The organism is Staphylococcus sp. GDX8P114P-2 (assembly GCF_017892945.1).
Classification (GTDB): domain Bacteria; phylum Bacillota; class Bacilli; order Staphylococcales; family Staphylococcaceae; genus Staphylococcus; species Staphylococcus arlettae.
The window spans coordinates 91,234-104,320 of record NZ_JAESMB010000008.1 but is presented as its reverse complement, the minus strand read 5'-3'; the positions used below and the strand labels follow the sequence as shown (position 1 = coordinate 104,320).

At 34.1% G+C, this 13,087-nt stretch carries 13 protein-coding genes and 1 pseudogene; 6 read left to right on the top strand and 8 right to left on the bottom strand.

What is annotated here, in order from left to right; genetic code table 11:
- The first annotated feature begins 135 nt into the window (after window positions 1-135).
- From KA845_RS03525 to KA845_RS03500, 6 genes are all read left to right on the top strand, one after another.
- On the top strand, window positions 136-372 hold the full coding sequence (locus tag KA845_RS03525) for a YuzB family protein (RefSeq protein ID WP_002509362.1): 237 nt from the start codon (window positions 136-138) through the stop codon (window positions 370-372).
- Window positions 373-384: 12 nt separating this feature from the next.
- The gene (locus tag KA845_RS03520) at window positions 385-744 is read left to right on the top strand and encodes a HesB/IscA family protein (RefSeq protein WP_002509361.1); all 360 of its coding nucleotides are present in this window, start codon (window positions 385-387) and stop codon (window positions 742-744) included.
- A 223-nt stretch (window positions 745-967) separates the two neighbouring features.
- Window positions 968-2,176 (top strand): NAD(P)/FAD-dependent oxidoreductase, encoded by a 1,209-nt coding sequence (locus KA845_RS03515; RefSeq protein WP_002509360.1) that lies wholly within the window; start codon window positions 968-970, stop codon window positions 2,174-2,176.
- A gap of 104 nt (window positions 2,177-2,280) precedes the next feature.
- Window positions 2,281-3,756 carry a leucyl aminopeptidase family protein gene (locus KA845_RS03510; protein WP_002509359.1) on the top strand — a complete coding sequence of 492 codons (1,476 nt, stop codon included), beginning with the start codon at window positions 2,281-2,283 and terminating at the stop codon, window positions 3,754-3,756.
- Window positions 3,757-4,044: 288 nt separating this feature from the next.
- Window positions 4,045-5,361, top strand: a complete 1,317-nt coding sequence (locus KA845_RS03505; protein ID WP_002509358.1) for a Na+/H+ antiporter family protein — start codon at window positions 4,045-4,047, stop codon at window positions 5,359-5,361.
- A 28-nt stretch (window positions 5,362-5,389) separates the two neighbouring features.
- On the top strand, window positions 5,390-5,770 hold the full coding sequence (locus KA845_RS03500; RefSeq protein ID WP_002509357.1) for a PaaI family thioesterase: 381 nt from the start codon (window positions 5,390-5,392) through the stop codon (window positions 5,768-5,770).
- Window positions 5,771-5,906: 136 nt separating this feature from the next.
- On the opposite strand, the pseudogene KA845_RS03495 reads toward KA845_RS03500, so the two are convergent.
- From KA845_RS03495 to KA845_RS03460, 8 genes and pseudogenes are all read right to left on the bottom strand, one after another.
- Window positions 5,907-7,063 (bottom strand): annotated as a pseudogene (locus tag KA845_RS03495) (FAD-dependent oxidoreductase).
- Between the two features lie 158 nt (window positions 7,064-7,221).
- The gene (locus KA845_RS03490; protein WP_021458889.1) at window positions 7,222-7,578 is read right to left on the bottom strand and encodes a Na+/H+ antiporter subunit G1; all 357 of its coding nucleotides are present in this window, start codon (window positions 7,576-7,578) and stop codon (window positions 7,222-7,224) included.
- On the bottom strand, window positions 7,556-7,849 hold the full coding sequence (gene mnhF1 / locus KA845_RS03485) for a Na+/H+ antiporter Mnh1 subunit F (RefSeq protein WP_021458888.1): 294 nt from the start codon (window positions 7,847-7,849) through the stop codon (window positions 7,556-7,558). The genes KA845_RS03490 and mnhF1 overlap by 23 nt, the downstream gene beginning before the upstream one ends.
- Complete coding sequence (locus tag KA845_RS03480; protein ID WP_021458887.1) at window positions 7,846-8,328, bottom strand: Na+/H+ antiporter subunit E; 483 nt, start codon at window positions 8,326-8,328, stop codon at window positions 7,846-7,848. The genes mnhF1 and KA845_RS03480 overlap by 4 nt, the downstream gene beginning before the upstream one ends.
- Before the next feature lies 1 nt (window position 8,329).
- Window positions 8,330-9,826, bottom strand: a complete 1,497-nt coding sequence (locus KA845_RS03475; protein ID WP_021458886.1) for a Na+/H+ antiporter subunit D — start codon at window positions 9,824-9,826, stop codon at window positions 8,330-8,332.
- Complete coding sequence (gene mnhC1 / locus KA845_RS03470) at window positions 9,813-10,160, bottom strand: Na+/H+ antiporter Mnh1 subunit C (RefSeq protein ID WP_002509351.1); 348 nt, start codon at window positions 10,158-10,160, stop codon at window positions 9,813-9,815. Before mnhC1 ends, KA845_RS03475 begins: the two co-directional genes overlap by 14 nt.
- Window positions 10,160-10,588 (bottom strand): Na(+)/H(+) antiporter subunit B, encoded by a 429-nt coding sequence (locus KA845_RS03465; RefSeq protein ID WP_021458885.1) that lies wholly within the window; start codon window positions 10,586-10,588, stop codon window positions 10,160-10,162. Before KA845_RS03465 ends, mnhC1 begins: the two co-directional genes overlap by 1 nt.
- Window positions 10,581-12,986: a Na+/H+ antiporter subunit A gene (locus KA845_RS03460; protein WP_021458884.1), complete on the bottom strand. Its 2,406-nt coding sequence runs from the start codon at window positions 12,984-12,986 to the stop codon at window positions 10,581-10,583. Before KA845_RS03460 ends, KA845_RS03465 begins: the two co-directional genes overlap by 8 nt.
- Between the last annotated feature and the right edge of the window lie 101 nt (window positions 12,987-13,087).

Genomic DNA, 13,087 nt, shown 5'->3' with positions numbered 1-13,087 from the left:
GTATAATAGTTCTAAAATAAGTTATAATTAACTATACGAATAGCATATACGAGTTCAGCAATGAAGCACGTAGTTAGTCATTATTTTTAAAAGTTGTTATAATATCATAATCGATAAATTTGAAGAGGGTGTATTATGAATCCAATAGTAGAGTTCTGCATTTCAAACATGGCGAAAGGTGGAGACTATGTATATAATCAACTAGAAAATGATCCAGAAGTTGACGTGCTCGAATATGGTTGCTTGCAAAATTGTGGGCTGTGTTCTAGTGGCTTGTATGCACTTGTGAATGGTGATATCGTGGAAGGTGAGTCACCTGACGATTTATTACAAAATATTTATGCACATATAGAAGAAACATGGATTTTTTAGGAGGTAATTAGTATGACAACAATTAATGTAACTGAAGCAGCGGCATATGAAGTTAAAGACATGTTGAACCAAAATGACATGTCAGATGGCTATTTAAAATTAAAAGTTAATGGTGGCGGGTGCACAGGTTTAACTTATGGTATGTCTGCAGAATCACAACCAGCTGACAATGATCAAACATTCGAGTTTTATGGCTTGAAAGTACTTGTAGACAAAGATGATTTACCATTATTAGATGGTACAACTGTTGATTTTAAACAGTCACTAATGGGTGGTGGCTTCCAAATTGACAATCCAAATGCGATTGCATCATGTGGTTGTGGTAGCTCATTTAGAACAGCTAAAGTAGCTGGCTCACCAGAAAATTGCTAAATTAATACATGAATAAATTGGTGTTTAGTAGTGCTAAATGCCAATTTGTTATATTTAATGTGAAATAATAAACAATATATTGGTAAGTGCTTGAAAATATAACTTAAAAACTATAAAATTATCATTGGATGAAAAATGTCTTTTTTATGAATTTTCGTAACTCTTCCAGGGTATTAAGAAAGACGTATGCAATAAAATTATTATGAAAGCTTAGGTGAATAAAATGGCACAAGATCGTAAAAAGGTATTAGTTTTAGGTGCTGGCTATGCTGGTTTACAAACTATTACGAAATTGCAAAAACAAATTTCGGCAGATCAAGCTGAAATCACTTTAATTAACAAAAATGACTATCACTATGAAGCGACATGGTTACATGAAGCATCTGCAGGTACAATCAGCTATGAAGATTTATTATATCCTGTTGAAAGTGTAGTTAATCAAGATAAAGTAAACTTCGTAAAAGCTGAAGTTACTAAAATCGATCGTAATGCTAGAAAAGTAGAAACTGATGCAGGAATTTTTGACTTTGATGTGTTAGTTGTTGCACTAGGTTTCGAAAGTGAAACATTTGGTATCGAAGGTATGAAAGACTATGCGTTCCAAATCGAAAATGTATTAACTGCACGTAAATTATCTCGTCATATTGAAGATAAATTTGCTAATTATGCAGCATCTAAACAAAAAGATGATAAAGATTTAGCTATTTTAGTTGGTGGCGCTGGTTTCACTGGTGTAGAATTCTTAGGTGAATTAGCTGACCGTATTCCAGAATTATGTAACAAATATGGTGTAGATCAAAGCAAAGTTAAATTAACTTGTGTTGAAGCTGCTCCAAAAATGTTACCTATGTTCTCAGATGAATTAGTAAACCACGCTGTAAGCTATTTAGAAGCTAAAGGTGTAGAATTTAAAATTGGTACGCCAATCGTTGCAGCAAATGAAAAAGGCTTCGTAGTTAAAGTTAACGATGAAGAGCAACAATTAGAAGCAAACACTTCTGTATGGGCTGCTGGTGTACGTGGTAGCAAATTAATGGAAGAATCATTTGAAGGCGTTAAACGTGGCCGTATTGTTACTAATCAAGATTTAACTATTTCTGGTTATGACAATATTTTTGTCATTGGTGACTGTTCTGCGTTCATTCCTGCTGGTGAAGAACGTCCATTACCAACAACTGCTCAAATCGCTATGCAACAAGGTGAACATACAGCTAAAAGTATCCAAAATATTTTAGAAGGTCAACCAACTTCTGAATTTGAATATGTAGATAGAGGTACTGTTTGTTCATTAGGTGCTAACGATGGTGTTGGTGTTGTATACGGTAAAGACATCCAAGGCAAAAAAGCTGCTTTCATGAAGAAAGTTATTGATACACGTGCTGTATTTAAATTAGGCGGAATTGGCTTAGCATTCAAAAAAGGTAAATTTTAATAAATTCGTGTAACACGCAGCTACATAATATTATGTAACACTGCATTAATCCAAGACCTGTCTTAATATAAGATGGGTCTTTTTTATAAGAAAAAGGTGATAATATGAATATTAGTGTAAATTCAACAAATCAATCTGTTCAGCAGACTTTAATAGTTGGAGTGCCGGAACATTTGAATCAATTTGAAACACTCAGTGTCAATGGCGTCGATATTAGAGAAAATATCGGATTCTTGAAACAGAATCATCTCATAGGTAGCAGTTTAGGTAAGGTATACCAAACTCATTTTCAATTACAAGATGAACACTATCGATTAATATCAGTCGGGTTAGGCAATTTAAAACAATTAGACTATACGCAGTTATTACAAGTCTTTGGCAAACTCTTTCAATTTCTAAAAAGTGAGCATATTTTGTCTGCATCATTGTTATTTGAAAGTTTTATATCTAAAAAAGTAAGTAGAAAAGATGTTGCTGAAGTACTTGGTCAACAAAGTGTTCGTGCAATTTATCAATTTGATAACTATAAATCAAATAAAAGTGCACTTTATTCACCTACTATCTTTGTACATAGTGACGCAGAAAATATTGCAGATGCTATTACACAAGGTAAAGTATTAGGTGAATCGATTAATACAGCACGTACATATAGTAATATGCCACCAAATATATTGACTCCGGGTTATTATGCGGAATTGATTGATGATCATTTTAAAGATAGTCAGGTTGAAGTTGATATAAAAGATGGTGAGCAGTTACAAGATGAAGGATTTGGACTCATTCACGCAGTAGGTAAAGGTTCAGCACACTCACCACGAGTAATTACAATAACGTATAACGGTGGGCCACAAAACGTAGCACCAATCGCTTTAGTAGGCAAAGGTATTACGTATGATTCTGGAGGCTATTCAATTAAACCAAAAGTCGGAATGCAGACTATGAAGTTTGATATGTGTGGCTCCGCAAATGTTATTGGCATGATTGAAGCAGCTGCTAGATTGCAATTGCCAGTAAATATTGTTGGTGTCATTGCGGCAGCAGAAAATATGGTCAACGAAGCAGCAATGAAGCCCGATGATATTTTTACAGCATTAAGTGGAGAATCAGTAGAAGTACTTAATACTGATGCTGAAGGACGATTAGTATTAGGCGATGCAGTATTTTATGCTAACCAATTCCAACCTAGTGTCATCTTAGATTTTGCTACGCTAACAGGAGCCGCAGTAGCAGCATTAGGGGAAGATAAAGCAGCTGTCTTTAAAAATAATACTAACGCACCAATAAATGAAATTTTAACTACAGCACGTAAAATGGATGAATTTGTCTTCGAATTACCAATAACTAGTACTGAACAACAACTCATTCGTCAAACTGATGTAGCTGATTTAGTTAATCATACAAATGGTCATGGTAAAGCGTTATTTGCAGCTACGTTTATTAGTCATTTTGCTGGCGACACACCACATTTGCATTTCGATATAGCAGGTCCAGCTACAACGACAAAGGCTTCTTATTTAGGACCTAAAGGCCCAACAGGTTACATGATACCGACAATCGTTGAATGGTTGCGACAACAATAAATTAGCATGCAAGAGGTTGGGACAATATTGATTCGTCCCAGCCTCTTTTTCATATGGGCAGTAGCTGACTGCATTGAAAATGCGCTTTAAACCAAGCTTTTTTCAACGCTAGTCATACTTGCCGTGGTGGGACGACGAAATTATTTTTTCAAAATCAGATTTCTGTCCCACTCCCTATATCATATCTGATAAGTTATAATGCAAAAAGTGATTGACAATATTGCTAGGGATTGCTATTATGAATCTCGTAACGCTTTAGTTCGATAATGTAATAAAGGAGTTTTTGATGTGATAAATGCAGTTGTAATAGCGGTTTTACTTATGATCATTTTGTGTTTATGTCGATTAAATGTAGTTATCAGTTTATTCGTAAGTGCATTAGTAGGCGGCATAATCGCTGGAATGAGCGTAACAGATGTTATCACGGTATTTGGTAAAAATATAGTAGATGGCGCAGAAGTAGCACTAAGCTATGCGTTATTAGGTGGTTTTGCTGCTTTAATATCATATAGTGGCATTACTGATTATTTAGTTAATAAAATTATCAAAGGCATTAGAGCTGAAAACTCTAAAATGTCCCGTCTGAAAGTTAAAGTTATAATTGTGGTAGCTTTATTGGTATTAAGTGTAATGAGTCAAAATATTATTCCTGTACATATTGCATTTATCCCAATTGTCATTCCTCCTTTAATTAGTATATTTAATGAATTAAACTTTGATCGTAGACAAATAGCTTTAATCATTGGTTTTGGTTTATGTTGGCCATATATTTTAATTCCATTTGGTTTTGGTCAAATATTTCATCAAATTATAATGAACGGCTTTAACAAAGCTGGACATCCGATAGAAATAAATATGATTTGGAAAGCTATGGTTATCCCATCATTAGGTTATATTGTAGGGTTAATTGCTGGTTTATTTTATTATAGAAAAGCAAGAAAATATATTGATCATAAACAAGATAAAGATCTAGCAAATGTAGAGTTAAAACCATATGTGTTAGTTGTGACAATCATTGCGATTATTGCGACATTTACAGTTCAAATGCTGACTGACTCTATGATCTTTGGTGCATTAGCAGGGGTATTAGTATTTTTTATTTCTGGTATGCAAAATTGGAAAGATATGGACAAGCAATTTGTTGAAGGTATTCAAATTATGGCATATATCGGTGTAGTAATCTTGACTGCTAATGGTTTTGCTGGTGTCATGAATAAAACCGGTGATATTGAGCAATTAGTACATAGTATTAGTGGAATTACTGGTGACAACAAGTTAATTAGCATACTACTCATGTATATCATTGGATTAATAGTCACATTAGGTATTGGTTCTTCATTTGCCACAATCCCTATTATAGCTACATTATTTGTGCCGTTAGGTGAATCGTTTGGTTTAAGTACAATGGCTTTAATTGCCTTAATTGGCACGGCAAGTGCCTTAGGTGATTCAGGTTCTCCAGCGAGTGATTCAACACTTGGTCCGACGGCAGGATTAAATGTTGATGGGCAACATGATCATATAAGAGATACGTGTATTCCGAACTTTATTTTCTATAATATCCCGTTGATTATTTTTGGTACTATCGCTGCTATGATATTATAAGAGTGATATAAATAAAGGGGTGGCAATTATGACAAATATGTTAGATGCGCTAGATATGAAAGTTGAAAAAGAGGGAGAAGGCATTTTGGTTATGTCTATGCCTGTAACAGATAAGGTGAAACAACCCTTTGGATTTCTACACGGTGGTGCTAGTTTAGCTTTAGGAGAAACCGCATGCTCAATGGGAGCAGCGAGCCTAATTGATACTGAGCAATATATTCCACTAGGATTAGAAATGAATGCAAATCACATTAGTTCAACGACAGAGGGTACTGTCTATGCTTCCGCAACAGTTATTCATCAAGGCAAAACGACACAAGTATGGAATATTGAGATAACTGATGATAGCGGCAAATTAATAAGTATTATGCGAGGTACCATCGCAATCAAATCACGACATAGATCTTGATAGACTAGTATTTTAAACATATTAAAGTACGTCATTTTAGCTGATAGCTAATGACAAAGCGTAGTCATTTATAAATAACTAAAAATTAATAAATCATTTAGGGAATGCAAAAGTTACTTTTATGCATTCCCTTTTTTTAATGTGATATAAAATTTTGAGCGAAGTAAGCTTGAGCAATTCGTTTTGCTGCTTCTCTACCTCCTGCAATATTGCGTGCGAAAGGTCCTAATTTTAAATCAGCTAGTCCGCCAGATACAAATAGCTGTGGTAACCATTCCAATGTATCAGACAATTGTGGATAGCCACAAGAGGTCATAGGTGCGGCATGTTCTAAAATTAACGATTTTATAATTGGTTGCTGTAATATCGAATTTTTGAAGCCTGTAGCAAGTAAAATATGATTATAATTATATCGTTCATCCTTCGTATGTATTTGCTTGTTTTTTATTGTGGTAATAGGTGTTTGGTGAATTGTCAAACGACCTTGCTGTTGATATTTTTTGAGATGTAGATATAACTCTTGAGGCACAGAGCCTTTGTGTCTCTCATCTTCAATAAAAGAAAGTATTTCGGCAGAATCCGTAAAAGTTGTTAACTTAGTCATGTTTTTAGGGCCAAGCCATGCTGGATCTGCATCAAAATCATGTACTGCTATAGTTTTATTAAGCCATAAGTGCACATGCTTTGATAATTATAAAGTAATTTATGTACTAAATGTGCTGCAGAAACACCACTTCCTACTACATGATTGCATTTGTGAAATTGTAGAGCTGTATTGTCGAAAATATGTTGCACATTATGCTGTTGATGAAAAATCTCAGGTACGTTTAAATCATGATGGCTACCCATAGCGATAATTAAGTTATCAGTAGTAATGGTACGCTTATTATCCAAAGTGAGTACCCATTGCTGTTTAGTATGTGTGTGTTGTTTAATATGGTTTACACTACCAATGACATGTCGATTATGTAACTGGTAATGATGTATAAGTGTATGTACATGATCGATAAACATATCTCTTTGAGGACGTTGATATTTTCCTAGTGTTGCTTGCATATATTGATGTGCTTTAGCGAATTGTTTTAAATGAAATGGATCAGGATGTACATGATGCACGCAAGGTGAGCGAAGAAAGGGCATATTAATACGTTTAGTGCGTTCGTCGAATTGTGCGCATAAATTACTGTGTGGATCAATGAGAGTCAGTTTGGACGTTGGAAGACCAGCGTGAATTAATTTTAAAGCAATTGTTAATGCTTGAATACCGCCACCGATAATTGTCCAAGTATGCATAAAGTTACCTTCTTTCAAATAGTAATGATTACGATTTAAAAATAACATAATGCATGTGTTATTGCAATATAAAAAGCGATAAGTATAATTACTAAAATAACGAAGAACTAGAAATTTGTGCTCTTGTTATTAAGTAACTACTTATCGCTTAACTATTGTTATAATTTTTTATCGTGTAATGTTTCGTTAAAATCGTCTTGTTGTGTTCTATTAGAAGAAGGTGTGTTTAAATTATATGCTGCTTTCATAATTAAATGACTGGCTAAAGGCCCCGTAATAAATACAAATATGATCCCTATAATGATTTGCATATTGATTATACCTTTCTCACCTATAAAGAAAAGGAATACACCAAATAATAGTAACATAGAACCAAGTGTTGTTGCTTTACCAGCGGCATGGGCACGAGAATAAACATCGTCTAATCTTAACAACCCAATAGCTGCAAAAGCACTGATTAATGCACCTAAGATAACCAATATAAGAGAAATACTAATGATGATCGTTGTTATCATGTTCAATCACCTTACCTTTGTCCATATATTTAGCAAACACTGCAGTGCCTAGAAAGGCAAGTATACCTATTAATAAAATAGCTACAATCATATATGTTGTACCTAGAAAGATACTAAATAATGCTACAATTGCCATTAATTGAATTCCCATAGCATCTAAGGCTACGACACGGTCAGCAAGAGATGGACCAAGGATGACACGAACTAACATTGCTAACATAGATAATGATACTATTACTAATGCGATAATTATAATTATTGAGTAGTTCATTGTGTATCACCAACCTCTCTTACAACTTTTTCAAGTGACGATTTAATGCTCGCAATTTCTTCTTCTTTAGTACTGAAGTCAATACAATGTATATATATTTTCGTACGATCATCACTAATACCTAACACTACAGTCCCTGGGGTTAAAGTGATTAATGTCGATAACAATACGAGTTGCCAATCTGTTGTTAATTCGGTGTCATAAGTAAAAAATGCTGGCTCATTTTTAATTGTAGGTTGTAATACAATACGTATTACATCGATATTAGCTTTTATGAGCTCGATTAAAAATACCGCTATTAATTTAAGTACTTTGTACACTGTAACCATATAAAATCTACCAGGGAATAACCCGCGTAATGTAAGTACCAACAATAGACCGAAAATGTAACCTAAAATAAAATTATTTAATGAGTAACTACCTGTGACAAAAACCCATAAGATACTTAATAATAAGTTAATTAAAATTTGAATCGCCATCTTATTTACCTCCTAGTACACTGTCTACATATCCACTAGGGTTATAGAAAGTAGAGGCAGCATCTTTAATAATAGGTTGTAAAAAGTCCGCTGATAAACCGAAAATTACTGTAATTACAACTGCAATAATCGCTACTATTAATGGGCCGCGGTGTTGTAATTTAGGCTTTGGAGTATACCCAGTCGCATCACCAAAGAAGCCTTGTAAAAATATGCGAATAACCGAATATAGTACGACTAAACTAGACAGTAATACGACAATACCAGTGAGATAGAACCCTTTTTCGAATGTAGCTTGGACAATGTAAAACTTACCATAGAAACCACTGAAAGGGGGGATACCCGCTAAACTCAAGGCCGCTATAAAGAATGTCCATCCTAGTACTGGATAGTGTTTAATTAAGCCACTAAAATTGCGCAAATCATATGATTTAGTAATTTGATAAATTACGCCAACTAAAAAGAATAAAGCGGCCTTGATTAACATATCGTGTAAGGTATAGTAAATTGCACCCATCATTCCTGCTTGGTTCATCATGGCTACACCAATCAAAATAACGCCAACAGCTATCATAATATTGTAGATAATAATTTTTTTGATGTCGAAATAGCTCACTGCTCCGACACAACCAAAAATAATAGTTAGTAGCGCTAAAAAGATGATTAAATAATATGTTAAGTCTGATGTGTCAGGGAAGAATAGACTAGTAGTTCTAGCTAATGAATAGATCCCAACTTTTGTTAATAAGGCTCCGAAAAAGGCGATAATCGCTACTGGTGGTGCATAATAAGCGCCTGGTAACCATACATACATAGGGAAAATCCCAGCTTTTGTTCCAAAAACAAAAATAAAGACAATAAATACTATAGTCACTACGCCACTTTCTTGTGGTGATAGTTGGTTCAGCTTTTGACTAATATCAGCTAAGTTTAATGTACCGACAACGGAATACAGCATACCAACTGCAATAACAAAAAACGCTGATGAAGTCACATTCACTAGGACATATTTAATTGTTTCGCTTAATTGCACTTCAGTACCACCGATAACAAGTAAAATATAAGAAGCCATTAAAAATACTTCAAAGAATACAAACAGGTTGAAAATATCTCCTGTCATAAAGGCACCATTGACACCTATAAGCATAAACATTACAGCAAAATAGTAATAATAGGTTTCACGTTCTATACCAACTGTTTGATAAGAATATAAAATTATCAGTAGGGTAATGAGTACACTCGTTGTAATTAATAAGCCACTAAATAAGTCTAAAACAAAAACTATACTATATGGCGCTTTCCACGAACCTAATTCTAAAACAATAGGACCATGTTTCGCCACATTAAATAGATTAATGATACTAAAAATAAATGTAATCATAGTACCTGTTAATGCTACATAACGCTTAATAATAGGGCGTTTACCTAGAAAAATCAAAATGATAACGGTCAATAATGGAATGATTAACGTAGATACTAATAAATTACTTTCTATCATCATCAAGCACTCCTCTCATACTTTCTACATTATCAGTACCTAGTTCTTTATAACTTCTAAAAGCAAGAACTAAAAAGAATGATGTTACTGAAAATGAAATAACAATAGCAGTTAGGATTAATGCTTGAGGGATAGGGTCAACGTATTGTGAAATACCTTTTTCATAAATAGGTACTTCTCCACCTTTTAAACCACCCATTGTTAGTATAAATAAGTTTGCTGTATGTGTTTGCAAAGTAGTCCCAATAATGATACGTATTAAACTTTTAGAGAGGATTAAATAAACGCTCATTGTAGTGAGAAAACCACAAACAATTATCATAACTATTTCCATTAGTCGCTCTCTCCAATCGTTAAAATAATAGTCATTACTGTACCGACTACTGCAAACATGACACCTAAGTCAAAAAATGTTGCAGTATGCATTTCCATTGGTTTTAAAATACCTAATGGAATTTCAAAAGGTGTATGTGTAAAGAAGTTCTTGTGGTAAAACCAGCTTGCTATAGGCGTTGCACCACAGAAAAACAAACCAATGCCAATTAATATTTTAAAGTCCCAAGGAAAGATTTTGCGCATTGTTTTGATGTCAAATGCTACAGTGATAATTACAAGCGCGCTTGACATCAATAAACCTCCAACGAAACCGCCACCAGGTGTATAGTGACCTGCAAGGAAAAGTGATAACCCAAACATAACGATTAAGAAGAAGATTAGAATAGCAGTGTACTGAAAAATCAGATTATTGTTTTGTCTATTCATAGTCAGATCCTCCTTCGTTATTTGTTTTACGATTTGAACGTAATTTAATCATAGTATATACACCTAGTCCTGCAATTCCAAGTACTGCAGATTCGAATAAGGTATCGGTACCACGGAAGTCAACCAAAATCACATTAACCATGTTAGTACCATGGGCTAAATCATACACATGCTCTTTATAATATGCTGCAATAGATCCAAAGTGACGGTTGCCATAAGCAATTAGACCGATAACTATAACTACTAATCCTGTTCCTATTGCAATTAACATATTACTCCACTTAAAGTTACGAGTTTCATTATGTCGATTTAAATTAGGCAAATGATAGAAACAAAGTAAAAATAACGCTGTTGATATAGTTTCGACGACAAATTGTGTTAATGCTAAATCTGGTGCACCGAAGAAGATAAAGAATACAGCAACGGCGTAGCCAACAGCACTGGCCATTATAATACTAAATAGTCGTGAACGAGCGCAGACAATCATTATAGATGACAACAAGATGATCACTACAATAATTAACTCAAACGGTCGAATATTGCTGACATTGTTAAACTCTATGTTAAATGGCGTTAATGATATGGCGATAATGGCCAAAATAATGAATGATGCGAATATAATAACTAAATTATTGCGAGTAAAACCCGTTACGTATGAGTCAGTAAACTTACTTGAAACGTAAGATGAATATTTACCTGTTGTGTCATACCAGTAGTTTAATTGCAGTTTATGTGGTTGCATACGCAACAAACGTACCCAGTAATTAAACGTTAAAATGAGTAAAATACCTATAACATAAATCAACAGTGTTGCAAAAAATGCTGGTGTAAAGCCATGGAATAAATGGAATGATGATGGCTTACTTTCAGCTTGACTTATGGCTGCTGTGGCTGGATCAATTAACGTACTCGTTAATATGGCAGGGAACAAGCCAAAGACAATTACTAATAGTGCTAAGATTGTTGGTGCTATTAACATAAGTTTTGAAGCTTCATGCGCTGATTTAGGTAATGCCTGAGGTCGATATGAACCTAAGAAAATTTGCCCGATAAAACGCACAGCATAAACAAAAGTGAAAATACTACCTATAATAGCAACAATCGGTATTAAAATACCAAAAGTATCTAAACTCAATATATCTGCGTGAGTTACTTCAATCATACTTTCTAAAAATGACTCTTTTGAAAGGAAGCCATTAAATGGTGGTATACCTGCCATACTTAATGAAGTGATAATCGTTAAAGTAAAGGAAATAGGCATAACTGTCATTAAGCCACCTAACTTTTTGACATCACGTGTACCAGTAGCATGGTCTATCGCACCTGTTATCATAAATAATGCGCCTTTAAACGTTGCATGATTAATTAAATGAAAAATAGCTGCGGTAAATGCTGCAATATAAAGTTGACTTTCTGAACCTGCAAAGTGATAACTTACAGCACCGATGCCTAGCATAGACATAATCATACCTAATTGGGACACAGTAGAAAATGCGAGTATACCTTTAAGGTCTTGTTGTTTTGTTGCATTTAATGAAGCCCAAATTAACGTGATAAGCCCAACAATGGTAACAGTCCACACCCAACCTTGAGAAACAGCATAGATAGGTGTCATACGGGCAACTAAGTATAAGCCAGCTTTAACCATTGTTGCCGAATGTAGATAAGCACTAACGGGTGTAGGTGCTTCCATGGCATCTGGTAACCAGATATAAAATGGAAATTGTGCTGATTTAGTCATAGCGCCAATTAACACCAAGACCATTGAAAGGATAAAGAATGTACTAGTTTGGATATCTCCAACGTGATCAATCATTGTACGAATACTTGTAGTATTAGCTGAAATCGAAAGTAAAATCAGCCCACCTAATAAGGAGAGACCACCAAATACAGTAACTAGCATAGATTTTTGGGCACCATAAATGGATCTTTGATTAGTACGCCAAAATGAAATTAATAAAAAGCTTGAAAATGATGTTAGTTCCCAAAATAAATATAGAACAATGATGTTATCTGATAACACCACGCCTAACATTGCACCCATGAATAATAATAAATAACAATAAAAATTCCCTAGTTGTTCTTTTCGACTTAAATAACTGATTGAATATAAGACAATTAAACTGCCAATTCCAGTTATGAGTAAACTAAATAATAAACCTAAACCATCTATGTATAAGTCAAAATTCATGCCAAATTTTGGCATCCAGTTTACTTCTTGCATAACGGTATTACCTGACATCGTTGTCTTAATATATGATAAGAAATAAATAAATAAGACAATAGGAAGCGGTAAGACAAACCAACCTAAATGAATCCGTTTATACAGTCGATATATACAAGGAATAATGAGCGCAAATATAAGCGGTAATAATACCATTAGGTGTAACCAACTCATTATGTTGTCCCCCTTTAAAATGAAATATGGTTTCATTATACATGATTCATACAGTTCTGAAAAACCTCTACAAGTGTATAACTAGTGGTTTTTTACTGTAT